Here is a 16,705-nt window from a genome sequence, read left to right as displayed (position 1 = left end):
TTAAATGCCAATCGCTATACGCTGCAAGGGTCAGGTTCATGCAGGTTCCAGAGGTGAAACTTAAGCCCCCACAGCTTCTTTGGCAGCGTAGAGCACTTCCACCGTGATCTCGGTAATGCCCTGTTCGCGGGCAAATTTTTCGGTGTTGCGCTTCACCTTGCCGCGCACAAAGCCGGGAATCTTGTTTAATTCCGCTAGCCCATCCGCGGTCCATGTCAAATCCGAGTCGGCGGAAAGCCCCTTGTGAATCACTTCCTTGGTGTCATGGCCACCAAAAATCTCTAGCAGGTGGTCTTCCATGCCCAAGGTAAAGGAGTTGTAGATTAAATCCACCAGTTGATTCGTGCCCTCATAGCCCAAGAAGGGGCGATAGCCCACGGGAAAGTCTTGGATGTGGATGGGCGCTGCAATGACGCCACAGGGAATGTTGAGGCGTTTGCCCACATGGCGTTCCATTTGGGTGCCAAAGATGGCCGCGGGTTCAACGCGGGCAATCGCGTCCCCCACCACGGTGTGGTCATCGGTAATGAGTACTTCGTCACAAAAGCCCGCCACCTCTGCGCGGAACCAATCGGCATCGTATTTACAATAGGTACCTGCCCAAACAACGTGGATGCCCATTTCCCGACTGAGAATTTTGGTCATCGCTGCTGCATGGGTATTGTCCCCAAAGACCACTGCTTTTTTGCCGGTCAGGTTTTGGCAGTCAATGGAGCGAGAAAACCAAGCAGCTTGGGACACTTCGCGAGTTTGGTGCTCAATAAAGGCCTCATAGTCCACATTGGCCCCCTGAGCATTGAGCACCGCTTGAATGGCACGGATACAGCGGGCGGTTTCCACCACACCCATCGGCGTAATGCTGACGCTTGGCAAACCAAATTCGGTTTCTAGGTACTGGGCGGTGAGGCCGCCAATTTCCCGATAGGGGACAAGGTTAAACCATGCTTGGGGCAGTCGGGCAAGGTCGTGGACGCTGGCCGCCGCAGGAATCACCAGATTCACCTCAATCCCAAGGTTGGCCATGAGTTGTTTCAGCTCGCGGCAGTCATGCTGATTGTGGAAGCCGAGGGTGGTGATGCCAATAATGTTGACGCTAGGGGTGGGGGTTTTGTTGGTCACTAAGGTGCCTTGGCGGCGGGCTTTGTCAATATAAAACTGCACGATTTGCTCAAGGGTGCGATCGGCGGCTTGCAATTCATTGACGCGATAGTGATTGACATCCGCCAAGAGGACATCGGCAGTGGTGCTGAGGCTGGCGCGTTGGACAAAGTTTTGTAAGTCTTCCTGAAGAATGCTAGAGGTGCAGGTGGGGGTGAGCACAATTAAATCAGGGTGCTCTTCAGTGTCTTTGCGGGTGATATTGTCCACCACTTTTTCTTGGGAGCCGCGTGCCAAGACATGGCGATCGACAATACTGGCGGTGACAGGCGTAAAGTCGCGCTCTCGCTCGAGCATCGATCGCATGACGTTGAAGTAGTCATCTCCAAGGGGCGCGTGCATAATGCCATGAACATTTTTGAAGGAACTGGCAATGCGCAGAGTACCAATGTGGGCCGGCCCTGCATACATCCAGTAGGCAAGTTTCATCGCGTCAACTCCTTGGGCAAAGGCATTTTGATGTCCGATCGCGATCGTAGCGAGGTTCCTTTTGTTGCCCGACAAAACGTTGGAAAACTTCAAGGAAGCGGGAATGCAGCTTAACATCTCAACATCTTTCCCCTCTCCCCTAAAATTGATAGATGTTGCAATTGCGATTCAGTTTGCCCCCTTTTAAGGACACCCACGCATGGTTGCTTGCGAATTTAGCCCTGGTCTTGAAGGGATTCCCATTGCCCAGTCGGCCATTAGCTATGTGGATGGCCAAGCCGGTATTCTGGAGTATCGCGGTGTCCCAATTCAGGAACTGGCGGAAAAAAGCACATTTTTGGAAACCGCCTTTTTGTTGATTTGGGGCTACTGGCCCACTAAGGAAGAACTGGCCGCTTTTGAGCACGATATTACCTACCACCGTCGCGTGAAATATCGCATTCGCGACATGATGAAATGCTTTCCCGACAGTGGCCATCCCATGGATGCCCTACAGGCCTCGGCGGGCGCCTTGGGATTGTTCTATTCGCGGCGAGCCCTCGATGATCCTGACTACATTCGATCCGCGGTTGTGCGGCTGCTGGCCAAAATTCCAACGATGGTGGCGGCGTTTCAACTGATTCGCAAGGGGAATGATCCGGTCATGCCCTGTGATGAGCTGGACTATGCGGCCAACTTTCTCTACATGCTCAATGAGCGGCGTCCCGATCCCTTTGCGGCACGGGTATTTGATATTTGCTTGATTCTCCATGCCGAGCACACGATGAATGCCTCTACCTTCTCGGCGCGGGTGACGGCCTCGACATTGACAGATCCTTACGCCGTGGTTGCTTCAGCGGTGGGTACACTGGCAGGGCCGCTCCACGGGGGCGCCAATGAAGAGGTGATCAATATGCTCGAGGAAATCGGCAGTGTCGAGAATGTGCGTCCCTATGTGGAAAAGTGCGTTCAGAATAAGATCAAAATTGCCGGCTTTGGCCACCGCGTGTATAAGGTCAAGGATCCCCGTGCCACGATTTTGCAGAAGCTGGCAGAGCAGTTGTTTGATAAATTTGGCGGCGATCGCTACTACGACATTGCCCTGAAACTGGAAGAAGTGGTGGGTGAATACCTCAGTTACAAGGGGATTTATCCCAATGTGGACTTTTACTCGGGGCTTGTCTATCGGCGGTTGGGCATTCCCAGTGATCTGTTTACGCCGGTGTTTGCGATCGCCCGCGTGGCCGGTTGGCTAGCCCACTGGAAAGAACAACTGGAGGCCAATCGCATCTATCGCCCCACCCAAGTCTATACGGGTGCCCACAATCAGCCCTATGTGCCCATGGAGGAGCGCAATCATCGCCCCTAGCTCTTGATCCTCAATTCCCCCCCCTGAAGACAGTCCTTTTCTGAAAATGCATATAGATCTAGGGCAATCAAATACTCTCCTGTACTTGCTTTCACAGCCTTGAGCGTGTTCCATCCTTGGGAAAAGGGCTGTAAGCTGCTTTATAGTGGCGGTACCCTTGTGGAGTTTCTGATGGCAAAGGCAAAATCAAGCAAACGGCAAGCATCGAAAACCTCAAAAACATCAAAAACGGCGAAATCCACCCCACCAACCTCGACGCAGCAGGCAGCAACCATTGCGCCTGAACCCACCCCTGTGGATCCCGCCAGTCTCACCTACGAGGCGGTGATTGGCCTAGAGATTCACTGCCAACTGAGTACACAAACCAAAATTTTCTCGTCTAGCTCGACCCAGTTTGGGGCACCCCCGAATACCAACATTGACCCAGTGTGTTTGGGTTTGCCGGGGACACTCCCCGTCTTGAATGAAAAGGTGCTCGAGTATGCCGTGAAGGCGGGCTTAGCCCTCAATTGTCAGATTGCCCCCTACAGCAAATTTGATCGCAAGCAGTATTTTTATCCCGACTTGCCGAAAAACTATCAAATCTCGCAGTACGACCTGCCCATTGCCCAGCATGGCTACCTTGAGATTGAACTGGTGGATGACAACGGCACCGCCCACCGTAAAAAAATTGGCATTACTCGCCTGCATATGGAGGAAGATGCCGGCAAACTGGTTCACGCGGGGAGCGATCGCCTGTCTGGCTCCACCTACTCCCTAGTGGACTTGAATCGGGCAGGGGTGCCCCTTGTGGAAATTGTCTCTGAGCCAGATCTGCGCACGGGTCAAGAAGCTGCCGAGTATGCCCAAGAACTGCGGCGTATTCTCCGTTACTTGGGGGTTTGCGATGGCAATATGCAGGAGGGGTCGCTGCGCTGCGACGTCAATATCTCCGTGCGCCCCATGGGCAGCAACACCTTTGGCACAAAGGTCGAGATTAAGAACATGAACTCCTTTAGTGCCATCCAACGCGCCATTGACTATGAAATTGAGCGGCAAGTCGCTGCTGTGAAAGCGGGCGAAGCCATCGTTCAGGAAACCCGCCTCTGGGATGAGGCCACGCAGCAAACACGCACCATGCGGGTCAAGGAAGGCTCCAGTGACTACCGCTACTTTCCTGAACCCGATCTCGGCCCCATTGAAGTCAGTGCGGAGCAACTGGCCACTTGGCGTGCGGATCTGCCTGAACTGCCAGCGCAAAAGCGGCACCGCTACGAGACCGAGTGGGGCCTGCCCCCCCAAGATGCCCGTGTCCTCACCGATGAGCGAGCCGTTGCCGAATACTTTGAAGCCACCGTTGCCGCCGGGGCACCCCCGAAATTAGCGGCCAACTGGATCATGGGGGATATTACCGCCTATCTCAAGGAACAAAAACTGGCGATCGAGGCACTACCTCTGAAACCTGCTGAATTGGCGGAATTGATCCAACTCATTGAGGCGGGCACTATCAGTAGCAAAATGGCCAAGGATCTGCTGCCGGAATTACTGGCTCAAGGTGGCTCCCCGAAAGCCCTTGTCGAGAAAAAAGGCCTCAGCCAAATTTCCGATGTGGCTACCCTAGAGGCAATGATTGATGAAGTGCTAGCAGCGCACCCCAATGAACTGGAACAATACCGCGCGGGCAAAACGAAACTTCAGGGCTTCTTTGTTGGCCAAATCATGAAGAAAACCAGCGGGCGCGCTGATCCCAAGCTGACCAATCAACTCTTGGCCAAAAAGCTAAACGCCAGCAGTTAGAGCAGCGTGCAGCGTCGGTAACAGGTGGGCAATCAGTTGTTCAGGATAGACCCCTAGAGCAGTGGCCTCTCGTTCTGCCTGAAGGCCGGCTTGGGCATGCCACCAAACCCCACCATAGGTGGCGCTGAGGGCTTCCTGCTGCGCCAAAAGGCCACCAATGAGGCCAGTGAGAACATCCCCACTACCCCCTCGGGCAAGGGCAGGGGTACTGTGGGGGTTGATCCAAAGCTCACCCTTCGGAGAGGCAATGGCTGTGCGTGCGCCCTTGAGAAGAACAATGGCATTACTGCGGCTCGCGGCGGCGGTCACTTGATCAAGGCGATCGCCGGTGACAAGGTCTGGAAAGAGCCGCCGAAATTCGCCATAGTGGGGGGTCAAAATGGTCGGACTTGGCAGCGGCCATGGCGAGAGCGTCGCTAGGACATTCAAAGCATCGGCATCCAAGACAAGGGGTTGCCCGGCACCGAGAACGGTTTCCACAACGGGCACCGCCTCAGGGGTTAGCCCCGGCCCACAGGCAATGGCTGAGAACTTTCTCAAGTCTAGTGGTTCCGGCAAGCCAGCGATCGCCCCCCTCGCTGTTTCTGGACAGCCAACAACAATGGCATCGGGGACTCGTGAGAGCACAAGGGACTTCAGGGACTGGGGCACCGCCACCACCAGCATTCCCACACCCGTACAGCGTGCAGCAAGGGCACTGAGGAGAATACTGCCGCCAAACTGGGCAGAGCCGCCAATGAGTAACAGTTGTCCCTGCTGATACTTGTGGGTAATGGGCGATCGCGACAGGGGCAATTCTTGCCAACAGGAAGCATCTAAGCAATATCGCCGAGGCGCAGTCGCCAACACCGCTTCAATCAGCGTCGAGGGAACATCAAAGGGAATTAACACCCCCTGCCCCACCCAAGGCTGTGCTTCCTCTACCAGTAGCCCCCGCTTCCAGAGTCCTAAACAAAGGGTGCGATCGGCCTGAATTGCCGTACCCAAAACTGCCCCGGTATTACTGTGTAGCCCCGAGGGGACATCAATACTCACCCGTGGTTGCCGCCACGTGTTGATTTGGTCAATGGCAGCGGCAAGTTCACCCGTCAGTTCCCGCTCTAGGCCAAAGCCAAAAAGACCATCCACGATCAGGTCAACCTCTTGCAAGCTGTCCACTGTCTCGACAAAGGGCAGACCGAGAAAGCGGGCATAGCGGGCATGATCCGCCGTCAGGGGTTTCAAACGTTCAAAGGGCTGCCAGACCTTCACCCCATAGCCGCGGTGCCATAGTTCCCGCGCCACCACCAGAGCATCGCCGCCATTGTGCCCCGGACCGGCCAAAACCCCAACACGGGAATACGGTGGAAACTGACGCTGGAGAAAGTCGCTGAGGCGTTGTCCCACCTTTTCCATCAGGGCAGGCACTGGAAAGCCGGCATTGAACATCGCCCCTTCGATTGCCTGCATTTCAGCCGTGGTGACAATGGCTGGAAAGGTTGTTTTCATGACTGTCCCACCCAACACTGACCCAAGGGAACCGCTTGGCGCGCACCTGTGACTTGGGGCAAATTCCCCGGCAAGCCCAACTCATGCCAGTAGGCGAGAATAGCGAAGGCGATCGCCTCTTTGGCATCCACCGGTACGCCCGCCGTCGCAGTGGTTTCCACGGGAATGTCTCCTAAATGCACCTGAAGGCGCTCCCTGAGAAAACGATTGTGGGCACCGCCGCCACAGAGGAAGAGCCGCTGCGGTTTTTGGGGCAAAAATTGGCGATAGCTCTCAACCATACTGCGAGCCGTAAATTCCGTCAGTGTGGCCAGCAGATCCGCAGGCGCCAGACCAGCAGCCTCAGTGCGGCATCGCTGCCAAAAGGGCAGACCAAAGTATTCTCGCCCTGTGGACTTTGGCGGCAGCTGCTGAAAGAAGGGGTCTTGCAGCCAGTGCTCTACTAGGGGATCGATAATTTTGCCCTGCCGCGCCCATGCCCCATCGGCATCGTAGGTGAATTCACCCCCCGATAACTCCGTTACGGCCAGATCAAGCAGCACATTGCCGGGACCTGTATCCCAACCCATGACCCCTTTGCCCTCAGGATCCTCTCGTTGAGGCGGCAAGTAGGTAACATTGCCGATGCCACCGATGTTTTGCACACAGCGGACTTCCGTGGGATGACTGAGAAGACACCAATCGATCCGAGGCACAAGGGGCGCTCCTTGGCCGCCTAGGGCAATATCTTGAGCACGAAAGTTAGCAATGGTGGTAATCCCCGTGCGCCAAGCAATCCAATCTCCCCGTCCCAGTTGTAGGCTGTAGCCGAGGCGATCGCCCGTGGGGGGGCGATGAAAGACCGTTTGGCCATGGGAGCCAATGAGATCTGCGCGGGGATATCCCTGTTGAACCGTTTGTGCTGCAAGGGCAAAGGCCTCGGCGATCGCCTCATCCAACTCCGCCAACGCTGCAAGGGTCAAAGGTTTTGCGCCACAAATGTCGAGAATCTGCTGCCGTAGGGCTGTGGGATAGGGCACCGTACAAAAATTCAGCACCTGTACCTCAAGGTCGCGATCGCCCCCCTGTAGCTCCACTAAAACCGCATCAATGCCATCCACCGAGGTACCGCTCATGAGGCCAATAACGCGCATCTTCACCGCCTACAGCAGTTGATACTTGGTTTCCGCCAAGCGGTAGAGGGGGCGCCAAACCAAGCGGTTGGTCAAAACCACCAATAGTGACATGACTGCCGTGGCGGCCATCAGTAGGGGAAAATCCCCCCGAACGCTAGCCTCAGAAATCGTGGCCCCCAAGCCAAGGGTTTGCTCCGTTTGATTCTGAAATTCCACATATTCACTGACGATGCTGGAGTTCCAAGCGCCGCCCACCGCCGTAATGATGCCCGTAATCAAATAGGGAAAAATGCCGGGCAGGATCAGGGTGCGCCACCGCTGCCACCAAGAGAGTTGATAGACTACCGCTGCTTCAAATAATTCCGTGGGAATCGCTTGGGCACCGGCAATGACATTGAAGAGGATGTACCACATCGTGCCCAGCATCATCAGCGCCACAGAGCCAATCTCCAAACCCCCACCCACATTGGCCAGCGCCAACAGCAGCACTGGAAACAGCGCCGTAGCCGGTACCGATGCCGCAATTTGGACAATGGGTTGCAACACTTGAGCAGCACGGGGATTGCGACCGATCGCCACCCCCACTGGAACTGTCCACAGTAGGGAGAGAACCAGTGCCACCGCTACCCGCACCGTGGTCAGAACCGCCCCTAGACCAATTTGCTGCCAATCTTGCCAACTGACACCAAACATTTGCCGCAAAAAGGCGATCGCTCCCCAACCTACGAAGGCGGCAAAAATCAGCAAAATGATGGGGGTTATCGGCCAGTTGCCTTGGTCATTCTGGGGGGCAACGGATTGACGTGGGGGTTTGGGGCGCAACTGCTCATCCAGTCGTTCCCAGACGGGGGCAAAGATATTTTGGTGGAAGGCTCGCAACGTGGGCGATCGCCGCAGGAAATCAAGAACGAAGGATTTAGGCACATTCTCCGCCTCGACCATTTCCATCTTGAATTTTTCGCCCCAAGCAATGAGAGGGCGCCACACCAGAATATCAATCACAATAATGATGCCAATTAATACCGCCAGACCGTAGGCCAATGCTGCATAGTCCTGTTGGTTGGCTGCTTCCGCCAGATAGGAACCCAACCCCGGCAACGTAAAGGTTTTCTCGCCAATGGTAAAGGACTCGATTGCCATCAGGAAAAACCAGCCCCCCGCCACTGACATCACACTATTCCAGATCAGGCCAATGGCACCCGCTGGCAAATCCAGCGTCCACACCTGCTGCCACCACCCCAGCCGATAAATTTTTGCCACCTCCCGCAGCTCTCGAGGCACGCTAATCAAAGACTGATAAAAGCTAAACGTCATATTCCAAGCCATTCCCGTGTAGATGAGGATAATGGCCGCCAATTCCACGCCAATACGGCTCCCCGGAAAGAGGGCAATCAGTGCCAGCACCACCCCCGGCAAAAACGACAGCACGGGAATCGATTGCAGAATATCCAGCAGCGGCAGCAGGATTTTTTCAGCAGTGCGATTGTAGTAGGCAATATAGGAATAGAGGATGCTAAACACCAAGGAGATGATGTAGGCAATGAGCATCCGCAGCAGCGTTTGAGCGGTGTAACTGGGCAAGACCGCTGGACTCAGCTCAATGGTGATCGTGGGGTCATACTGTCCTGTAAACTGCGCCGCCGTGTTGACAATCCAAAAGATCAGGGCAATCAAGGCCAAAATAATCAGGCCATCTTGCCAAGTCCAAGCACGATTCAGCGTTTGATTATCGGGGGTAAGGGGGCGTGCCATCGCGGCCTCCAGCGGTAGTCTCCACGAGGCAAATTATAGCCACATCCCTGTAGCCACAAAAGTTAATGTCCAATGCAAGCCAGAACACCACCGGATTCCCTGACCTATGCCTAAGATTTAGGAGAGCATGAAGTTATCCCCCTCTCCTATGCTGTTTCGTCGCACCAAAATTGTGGCCACCATTGGCCCTGCCAGTCGATCGCGGGAAGTGATTCAGCAGATGCTAACCGCCGGCATGAATGTGGCACGGTTAAATTTCTCCCATGGTGACTATAAAGATCATGCCGAAACCATTACTCTGCTACGACAAGTGGCCAATGAAGCAGCAACCCCCTTAACCCTGCTGCAAGACTTGCAAGGGCCGAAGATTCGCGTTGGCCAGCTTCCTGAAGGGAGCATCGAATTAGTGGAAGGGGAGCAAGTCCACCTCGTGCCGCTCACTGAGGAAGAGACACAAGGCATTGGCATTGATTATCCCTATCTTGCCGAAGAGGCGCAGCCGGGGATGCAGGTGCTCTTGGATGATGGCCTCTTGGAATTGGTGGTCGAGGCCATTGCGGGAGATCGGGTCACCTGCCGGGTGGTGCAGGGGGGCACGCTCAAAAGTCGTAAGGGGGTAAACTTGCCGGATCTCAATCTGCGGCTGCCTTCCCTCACAGACAAAGACAAGCAGGATATTCAATTTGGCATTGAGCAGGGGGTTGATATTATCTCCCTGAGTTTTGTGCGCCGAGCTGAGGATCTCTGGGAGTTGCGGGAGTACTTGGCGGCCCACGGTGCCAGTGATATGCCCGTGCTGGCAAAAATTGAGAAACCCCAAGCAGTGGAAAATCTCTCAGCGATTTTGGGGGTGGCCGATGCAATCATGGTTGCGCGGGGCGATCTCGGTGTGGAGATGCGGGTAGAGAAGGTGCCGCTGCTGCAAAAGCAAATTATTCGCGAGTGCAACTACCGCAGTATTCCTGTGATTACGGCAACCCAAATGCTAGAGAGCATGATTCACAATCCCCGTCCGACGCGGGCAGAGGCCAGTGATGTCGCCAACGCCATTCTTGATGGTACAGATGCGGTGATGTTGTCGGGCGAATCTGCTGTGGGGGCTTTTCCTGGGCAGGCGGTGAAGATGTTGGCGCGGATTGCAGCGGATGTGGAGCCGCATCTTGAGTTTGACAATATGCCCGCCTACCGCAATGATGAGACCCATGCCCTAGGTGAAGCCTTAACCACCATTACTCAAATCCTCGATCTGCGGGCGATCGCCTGCTTTACGGAAACGGGCTATACCGCAACCATTGCCTCTGGGGAACGGGTGAAACCCATGATTGTCGCCTTTACCGATCGCCCCCGCGTTTATCACTGGATGAATTTGCTCTGGGGTGTGAAGCCGATTCTTTTGGAAACGCTGCCTATGACGTTTGAAGGGATGATTGCCGTGGCTGAAAACCAACTCAAGGAGCGCCAGATGGTCACTGAGGGCGATAAAATTTTGATTCTGGGCGGCATTCCTGCCCAAACTCCCCAAGGAACGAATTTTATTAAAATTCATACCATTAGCGCCTAAAGGGGAACAGAATCCGAGTGGGAGGCGGTCTGGAGAGAAACAAGGTTCATGAGTTTTTTGCTGAGCTGTGGTGAATACCGCTGTGAAACATCCGTTAACGCCTTTTTATACCCTCAGTCTTGCCGCGCTTCTTGTTGGGGGATCTGTGGTGGTTGCTGAGCGACCCGCCGTGAGCCAAGAAGCCCAACGTACCCTGACGGTTACAGGTCGAGGGACAGAAGCCATTTCAGCAACTCTTGCCCAAGTCAGCCTAGGGGTCGAGGTGCAAGGTCGCACGGCTCAAGAGGTACAGCAAGAGGTGGCGCGGCGAGCCAATGCCGTTTTGGCGGTTCTGCGGGCACGGGAAGTCAGTCAACTGCAAACCACGGGGCTGAGCCTCAGTCCCAATTATCAGTACACCAACAATCAGCGGATACTGGTGGGCTATATCGGGCGCAATACGGTGAGTTTTCGCGTTGCTAGCGATCGCGTGGGGTCCCTTCTTGATGCCGCTGTCCAAGCTGGCGCAACCACGATTGACAATATTAGCTTCACCGCACCAGAGGCGACGATTGCCGCTGCCCAACGCACTGCCCTGCAGCGAGCGACCCAAGATGCCCAAAGTCAAGCCCAAGCGGTACTCAGTGCCCTCAATCTCCAACCGCGCCAAGTGGTGAGCATTCAAATTAATCAGGCGGCACCCCCGCCAAGACCCCTTGCCGTTCGCGCAGCAAACATGGCCGATAGCACCCCTGTGGTGTCCGGGGAATTACAGGTAGAGGCGAGTGTAACGCTGCAAATGAGCTACTAGGTCTCGGTAATGTCTGTTGATTTCCGTTGGTGGTTGGCGAGCGGTGCGGCCTTGGTTGTCATTTCCCCAGTGCTAGCTCAGGCGCCGGCAACAATTGAAAAACCGCAAAAAGTGCTCCCTTTGCCGGGTGCCCTTGATCGGGTGCCTGTGTTGAATAGCAATAGCCCAGAGGTGGTGCAGCGATCAGGGATTCTCCTGTCCACATTTCCGCCAGAGGGCAAAGCAACTCCTAGTGCCCACTTGAACTTTGCTTTTCGCGATCGCTTTGATATTTTTGCCCACCATATTGCGAAGCCCCTCGACCCGCAGGATCTCACGACCCTCTACCTAGGGATTCTCGCCTACAACCCCAGTTCTGAACCGGTAACGGTGAATTTGATCCATGCCGCCAGTTACTTGAGTCAGCCGGATGCGCCCTTTCGTCCTCTGCCCAATCAGCAGGCCAATGATCTCGGCCAAGTTTTTGCTGGTCCGGGCGATCGCGTCATGCTGGATATTTTGCGACAACGGCGGCAATCGGGATGGCCCGCACAAATCATGATTCCCCCGCGCAGTTATGCCCTGATCGCCAATTTACCGATTCCGGTCAAGGGACTCGACCCCCCCCTCAATGGCCGTTCGCTGCTGATTCGTGCCCGCAGTAGTGGCAACCTCTACCTCGCCAGTTTAGCCCGCTTTGGCAATGAACCGCCGACCCTAGAGCAATGGCAGCAGACACTGACGGCAGGGGAATTGGTCACCCCCCGCGATCGCGCCCCCACCCCCCCCGATCAAGGGGGCAGCATTATCTATGGCCGAGTGGCGGGTGTCGCCCTTGGCTCCCGCTGGCACAATCCCCAACAACAACCAATTCCGATTCCCGCCGCGGGGACCGCCTTCTCCTATCCCATTAGTTCGTTAGTGGCAGGGCGCTTGGGCACAGGACAAGTGCAAACGGCTCCCCTCGTGGTGCGCTATCCCGATACGGCCTATGCTGCCCATGGCAACTATGGCATTGAATATGATCTGGTGCTACCGCTACAAAACACCAGCGATCGCCCCCAGACCCTGCGCCTTGCCCTCCAAACCCCCATCAAATTCGACGCCCCCGCCAGGGGCTTACGGTTCTTTGCTGAACCACCCAACCGCATCTTTTTCCGAGGCAGTGTCCGATTGCGCTTCCGCGATGATCAAGGCACCCCCCAAAGTCGGATCATTCACCTTGTCCAACGCCAAGGCCAGCAGGGGGACGATCTGGTGCGGCTCACGCTACAACCCCAAGAAATCCGCTGGGTACAGTTCACCCTGCTCTATCCGCCGGATGCCACCCCCCCGCAAGTGTTGACAATTGAAACCTTGGCAGATCCTCTGTCGCGCCCCTAAGTAAAATAAGAAAATCCCCTCACCCTTGCTGATCGGGTTAGATCAGCCGCATTTTTTATGAAGGGCTACCATGCTAAATCCAGACCTTTCTACGATTGAACTCACGAAAGACGACTATGAACGCTATTCCCGCCATCTGATTTTGCCAGAGGTGGGTGTTGAGGGTCAAAAACGCCTCAAAGCTGCCAGCGTGCTTTGCATTGGCACGGGTGGATTGGGATCGCCTTTGCTGCTCTATCTCGCCGCTGCCGGTATTGGCCGCCTTGGCATTGTAGATTTTGATGTGGTGGATAGCTCCAATTTGCAACGGCAGGTGATCCACGGCACCTCTTGGGTGGGCAAGCCGAAAATTCAATCGGCGAAGCACCGCATCCTTGAGATCAATCCCTACTGCCAAGTGGATCTCTACGAAACTCGCTTGAGCGCCGCCAATGCCCTTGAGATTATGGCGGACTACGACATTGTGGTGGATGGCACCGATAACTTCCCCACCCGCTACTTGGTGAACGATGCTTGTGTGCTCCTGAATAAGCCCAATGTCTATGGCTCCATCTTTCGCTTTGAGGGCCAAGCCACGGTCTTTAACTATGAAGGCGGCCCCAACTATCGTGATCTCTATCCGGAACCGCCGCCACCGGGCCTAGTGCCCTCCTGTGCGGAAGGGGGCGTTCTTGGGATTCTGCCGGGTATTATTGGCGTCATCCAAGCCACGGAGACGATTAAAATTATTCTTGGCAAAGGCACAACCCTCAGTGGCCGCCTCTTGCTCTTCAACGCCCTAGAGATGAAATTCCGTGAACTCAAGCTGCGCCCAAACCCCGAACGGCCAGTCATTGACAAGCTCATTGACTACGAAGAATTTTGTGGTATTCGCCAAGCCAAAGCACAGGAGGCCGCCCAAATGGCAGAAATTCCCGAAATGACCGTCCAGGAACTCAAAGCCCTCATGGACAGCGGTGCCCAAGATTACGTTCTTGTGGATGTGCGCAACCCCAACGAGTACGAAATTGCTCGGATTCCCGGCGCTGTACTCGTTCCCCTCTCGGAGATTGAAAATGGCCCCGGTGTGGAGAAAATCCGCAATCTGGTGAATGGCCATCGCCTCTTGGTGCACTGCAAGATGGGGGGTCGCTCTGCCAAAGCCTTGGGCATACTGAAACAGGCTGGCATTGAGGGGATCAATATCAAAGGGGGCATCAACGCTTGGAGTCAGGAAGTCGATCCCAGCGTACCCACCTACTAACCCCAACTTGAGGGCGGGGCTGCGTAAGGGGATGTTGCGATACATGAACTTTCTTAAAGAGATGAACGCTCTCTCTCGCGCGATCGCCCGCCCTTGCCTAGAATAACCACTTAGGTTCGTGCCTGTGCGCGGACATGACGGAATGCTAGGGAAATAAAAATCATGGCAGAAGAACTGGTTAAGCCATACAATGGTGATCCCTTTATCGGTCACCTATCTACACCCATTTCTGACTCTGGCCTAGTCAAGACCTTTATTGGCAATCTCCCCGCCTATCGTCAAGGCCTCTCGCCCATTCTGCGGGGGCTAGAAGTAGGGATGGCTCACGGCTACTTTGTCATTGGTCCTTGGGTCAAGCTCGGTCCCTTGCGGGATTCCGATGTGGCCAACTTGGGCGGTTTAATTTCTGGTATCGCCCTGATTTTGATTGCCACAGCTTGCCTAGCCGCCTATGGCCTTGTGAGTTTTCAAAAGGGTGGCAGCAGCAGCGATCCCCTGAAAACCGGTGAGGGTTGGAGTCAGTTTACGGCTGGCTTCTTTGTGGGGGCTATGGGTGGTGCCTTTGTTGCCTTCTTCCTCCTCGAAAACTTTGCTGTTGTGGATGGCATCATGACCGGCCTCTTTAACTAGGGCCTTGGTCACACTTTACTTTTGATCACCCAGAAGGAGAACCGCTGATTATGATGGGATCTTACGCTGCATCCTTTTTGCCTTGGATTTTTATTCCCGTAGTGTGCTGGCTGATGCCCACGGTGGTGATGGGGTTGCTGTTCCTCTACATCGAAGGAGACGCCTAAACCGAGGGGTAGCTTATCCAGCTAAATACACAGAGTGAATTGCGAACTGGTTGGGGAATGTCCTAGCCAGTTTTTTATTGTTAACCAGTTTTTGTTTGGCGAGGGATCCTCAAGCCGCCGCGCCACTCAGCCGTTTTTTCAGGGAATTCACCCGCCGTTGGGCGATCGCATTGTTGGGGTCGTATTTCAGGGTGTGCTGATAGGCCTCAAGGGCTGGCTGGGCTAGATTCTTTTTCTCATAGGCATGGCCTAGGTTGTTGGCAGCCGTGATGTACTCAGGCTGATTTTTCAGAGCCTCCTTGTACTGGCGAATTGCGAGATCATACTGCTCCTGCATGAAATAGGCATAGCCAAGGGCATTGTAGATGGGAGCCACATAGGTTTCACCTTCACTTTCAGCCGCCTTCAGGGCTTTTTGAAACAGGGGAATCGCTTGACTGGCCAGTTTTTTGGTGAGGTAGATGCTGCCGAGTTCAAAGTATTCTTGAGTGGTCCCTGGTTCCTGCTTGAGTTTTCGTTGCAGGCGTGCCAAAGTAGATTCAATGCGGCGGGTTTTGAGGATTTGTTTGACCACAAACCAAGCTGAGACGCCGAGTAGAATAATCAACACACTTAAATAAACCGCAGGTAAGGCATTCTCCATGGTAAGTCGTATCCCCAGTAACAACCGATCATTCTAAAATTGAGGCTCTACGCATTTATTCCTTAGGTCTATGATAAACAGAGGCGACCCCTTTAACCCTAGAAATCTCGCAATTTAAGCCACTGACTATGAATCCACCTGTGGTTCCCGGCAATCGTCCCCTCACCCCCCAGCAAAAGGACGGGTTGGCGTGGGTTGGGCGTTGGGGCGGTCGGGATGTGGTGCTGGCGATCGACCTCACGGAAAGTGTCGGCCTCAATGATCCAGGGCGGCTCCACCTACGGCAGATCATTGAAAAAACCTTAACCAAGGGGGACACCGTTCATATTCTGCCCTTTGCCATGACGGTGCGATCGCCCGTGGTCTTTGAATACCAAGGGTCTGTGGATATTCCCAAAATTTTAGAAGCGGTGCCCATGAATGCCGGCACTGAGCAGGGTACCGATATTATGTGTGCCGAACTCTTTGTCTATCGCTATTTGGCGCAACTCAACCAAGACCGCCTCCACAATCAGCAACCGATCAAAAACCAGTCGGTGATTTGGATTACGGATGCTCCCCTCAACCTTCCCCAAGGGCAAGCGGATCAATGGATAGAAGTCCCCAATAGTGTCTGTGGTCTAGCCGATACCCCAGAAGCCCAAGAGCGCAGCCAATGGTTTGCGGCTCTACCAATGCAGCAGCGCAGTATTCAGCCCGGCAACTTTCAGCTAACCGTTGTCGATGTGCCAGCCACAGTGCAGGAATTTTGTACCCCTAAACCCGGCGGCGGCGACATCTGTCTAGTGGACGCCTATCTTCGGGGACAACTGGGGTGGCAGATTCTGCTGGCGAGTGTCTTGGGGGTGTTGGTTCTTGGGGCTGGCTTGTGGTTCGCTGTGCATTGGCTGCGGCAGCAAATTCCTTGGTCTGTCACTGTTCAGGTGGGGGATCAAGAGTATCGCTTTGCCCTCAAGCATGGCCAAAAAATTGGTGTCGGCGGTAGTGTCGCTGGTACGTTCTTGGTGGTGCCTTTGCCCAGTATGATGGCGATCGCCATCCTTGAACGGCGAGATCAAAACCTGATCATTCATGCCCTAGAATCAGGAGAACTCACCTGTGATGGTCAGCCAATCTTTGGCTCGATCACCATTCCTAAACAGCGTAGCTTTGCTCTCCTTGCATACAAGGATAAAATCATCAGGATAACCCTATAAAGTGATTCCTTAAGGTTGATCTCTTTCGTTTAGCAGCAGACTCATAG

The 16,705-nt window shown here is 54.6% G+C and carries 14 protein-coding genes; 9 read left to right on the top strand and 5 right to left on the bottom strand.

Annotated elements, in window-relative coordinates; genetic code table 11:
• Window positions 1–60 precede the first annotated feature (60 nt).
• On the bottom strand, window positions 61–1,587 hold the full coding sequence (bchB, locus tag RHI63_RS02455; protein WP_310743540.1) for a ferredoxin:protochlorophyllide reductase (ATP-dependent) subunit B: 1,527 nt from the start codon (window positions 1,585–1,587) through the stop codon (window positions 61–63).
• A gap of 199 nt (window positions 1,588–1,786) precedes the next feature.
• Between bchB and RHI63_RS02450 the strand changes: the two genes are divergently transcribed.
• On the top strand, window positions 1,787–2,935 hold the full coding sequence (locus tag RHI63_RS02450; RefSeq protein ID WP_310743325.1) for a citrate synthase: 1,149 nt from the start codon (window positions 1,787–1,789) through the stop codon (window positions 2,933–2,935).
• A gap of 273 nt (window positions 2,936–3,208) precedes the next feature.
• Entirely contained in the window at window positions 3,209–4,711 is a 1,503-nt protein-coding gene (gatB, locus tag RHI63_RS02445; protein WP_310822010.1) for an Asp-tRNA(Asn)/Glu-tRNA(Gln) amidotransferase subunit GatB, read from the top strand.
• Here the strand turns inward: gatB and RHI63_RS02440 are convergent.
• From RHI63_RS02440 to RHI63_RS02430, 3 genes are read right to left on the bottom strand one after another with little or no spacing between them, the layout of a single operon-like run.
• On the bottom strand, window positions 4,694–6,199 hold the full coding sequence (locus RHI63_RS02440; protein WP_310821786.1) for an NAD(P)H-hydrate dehydratase: 1,506 nt from the start codon (window positions 6,197–6,199) through the stop codon (window positions 4,694–4,696). The two genes, gatB and RHI63_RS02440, sit on opposite strands and share 18 nt — an antisense overlap.
• Entirely contained in the window at window positions 6,196–7,332 is a 1,137-nt protein-coding gene (locus RHI63_RS02435) for an anhydro-N-acetylmuramic acid kinase (protein ID WP_206200922.1), read from the bottom strand. Before RHI63_RS02435 ends, RHI63_RS02440 begins: the two co-directional genes overlap by 4 nt.
• A gap of 9 nt (window positions 7,333–7,341) precedes the next feature.
• Window positions 7,342–9,066 carry an ABC transporter permease subunit gene (locus tag RHI63_RS02430; protein ID WP_310821785.1) on the bottom strand — a complete coding sequence of 575 codons (1,725 nt, stop codon included), beginning with the start codon at window positions 9,064–9,066 and terminating at the stop codon, window positions 7,342–7,344.
• Window positions 9,067–9,193: 127 nt separating this feature from the next.
• Here RHI63_RS02430 and pyk point away from each other — a divergent pair, with 127 nt between their 5' ends.
• The 6 genes from pyk (at window position 9,194) to RHI63_RS02400 (ending at window position 14,819) form a co-directional block, all read left to right on the top strand.
• Complete coding sequence (gene pyk, locus RHI63_RS02425; RefSeq protein ID WP_310453214.1) at window positions 9,194–10,627, top strand: pyruvate kinase; 1,434 nt, start codon at window positions 9,194–9,196, stop codon at window positions 10,625–10,627.
• 82 nt (window positions 10,628–10,709) lie between these two features.
• Window positions 10,710–11,417, top strand: coding sequence for an SIMPL domain-containing protein (locus RHI63_RS02420; protein WP_206200919.1), 708 nt, complete (start codon window positions 10,710–10,712; stop codon window positions 11,415–11,417).
• Between the two features lie 9 nt (window positions 11,418–11,426).
• Window positions 11,427–12,779, top strand: coding sequence for a DUF3370 domain-containing protein (locus RHI63_RS02415; protein WP_206200918.1), 1,353 nt, complete (start codon window positions 11,427–11,429; stop codon window positions 12,777–12,779).
• Between the two features lie 70 nt (window positions 12,780–12,849).
• A complete protein-coding gene (gene moeB, locus RHI63_RS02410; RefSeq protein ID WP_206200917.1) occupies window positions 12,850–14,022 on the top strand; it encodes a molybdopterin-synthase adenylyltransferase MoeB in 1,173 nt (390 codons plus the stop codon).
• Between the two features lie 162 nt (window positions 14,023–14,184).
• Entirely contained in the window at window positions 14,185–14,652 is a 468-nt protein-coding gene (locus tag RHI63_RS02405; protein ID WP_302677239.1) for a photosystem I reaction center protein subunit XI, read from the top strand.
• 50 nt (window positions 14,653–14,702) lie between these two features.
• The gene (locus RHI63_RS02400) at window positions 14,703–14,819 is read left to right on the top strand and encodes a photosystem I reaction center subunit VIII (protein WP_149820283.1); all 117 of its coding nucleotides are present in this window, start codon (window positions 14,703–14,705) and stop codon (window positions 14,817–14,819) included.
• A gap of 109 nt (window positions 14,820–14,928) precedes the next feature.
• Here RHI63_RS02400 and RHI63_RS02395 read toward each other — a convergent pair whose 3' ends face one another.
• Entirely contained in the window at window positions 14,929–15,462 is a 534-nt protein-coding gene (locus RHI63_RS02395; RefSeq protein WP_206200915.1) for a tetratricopeptide repeat protein, read from the bottom strand.
• A gap of 128 nt (window positions 15,463–15,590) precedes the next feature.
• On the opposite strand from RHI63_RS02395, the gene RHI63_RS02390 reads away from it, so the two are divergent.
• Window positions 15,591–16,658 carry a hypothetical protein gene (locus RHI63_RS02390; protein ID WP_302677238.1) on the top strand — a complete coding sequence of 356 codons (1,068 nt, stop codon included), beginning with the start codon at window positions 15,591–15,593 and terminating at the stop codon, window positions 16,656–16,658.
• The last annotated feature ends 47 nt before the right edge of the window (window positions 16,659–16,705 follow it).

Source organism: Thermosynechococcus sp. GLH187, assembly GCF_031583395.1.
In the GTDB taxonomy this organism is placed as follows: Bacteria; Cyanobacteriota; Cyanobacteriia; order Thermosynechococcales; family Thermosynechococcaceae; genus Thermosynechococcus.
Note: the sequence above shows the minus strand (reverse complement) of the source record. Positions and strands in the feature narration are given on the sequence as shown.

Coding starts and splice junctions, on each gene's coding strand:
- moeB (WP_206200917.1), top strand. CDS start 12,850: ATGCTAAATCCAGACCTTTCTACGATTGAACTCACGAAAGACGACTAT.
- RHI63_RS02400 (WP_149820283.1), top strand. CDS start 14,703: ATGATGGGATCTTACGCTGCATCCTTTTTGCCTTGGATTTTTATTCCC.
- RHI63_RS02415 (WP_206200918.1), top strand. CDS start 11,427: ATGTCTGTTGATTTCCGTTGGTGGTTGGCGAGCGGTGCGGCCTTGGTT.
- pyk (WP_310453214.1), top strand. CDS start 9,194: ATGAAGTTATCCCCCTCTCCTATGCTGTTTCGTCGCACCAAAATTGTG.
- RHI63_RS02450 (WP_310743325.1), top strand. CDS start 1,787: ATGGTTGCTTGCGAATTTAGCCCTGGTCTTGAAGGGATTCCCATTGCC.
- bchB (WP_310743540.1), bottom strand. CDS start 1,587: ATGAAACTTGCCTACTGGATGTATGCAGGGCCGGCCCACATTGGTACT.
- RHI63_RS02430 (WP_310821785.1), bottom strand. CDS start 9,066: ATGGCACGCCCCCTTACCCCCGATAATCAAACGCTGAATCGTGCTTGG.
- RHI63_RS02390 (WP_302677238.1), top strand. CDS start 15,591: ATGAATCCACCTGTGGTTCCCGGCAATCGTCCCCTCACCCCCCAGCAA.
- RHI63_RS02435 (WP_206200922.1), bottom strand. CDS start 7,332: ATGCGCGTTATTGGCCTCATGAGCGGTACCTCGGTGGATGGCATTGAT.
- RHI63_RS02440 (WP_310821786.1), bottom strand. CDS start 6,199: ATGAAAACAACCTTTCCAGCCATTGTCACCACGGCTGAAATGCAGGCA.
- RHI63_RS02405 (WP_302677239.1), top strand. CDS start 14,185: ATGGCAGAAGAACTGGTTAAGCCATACAATGGTGATCCCTTTATCGGT.
- RHI63_RS02395 (WP_206200915.1), bottom strand. CDS start 15,462: ATGGAGAATGCCTTACCTGCGGTTTATTTAAGTGTGTTGATTATTCTA.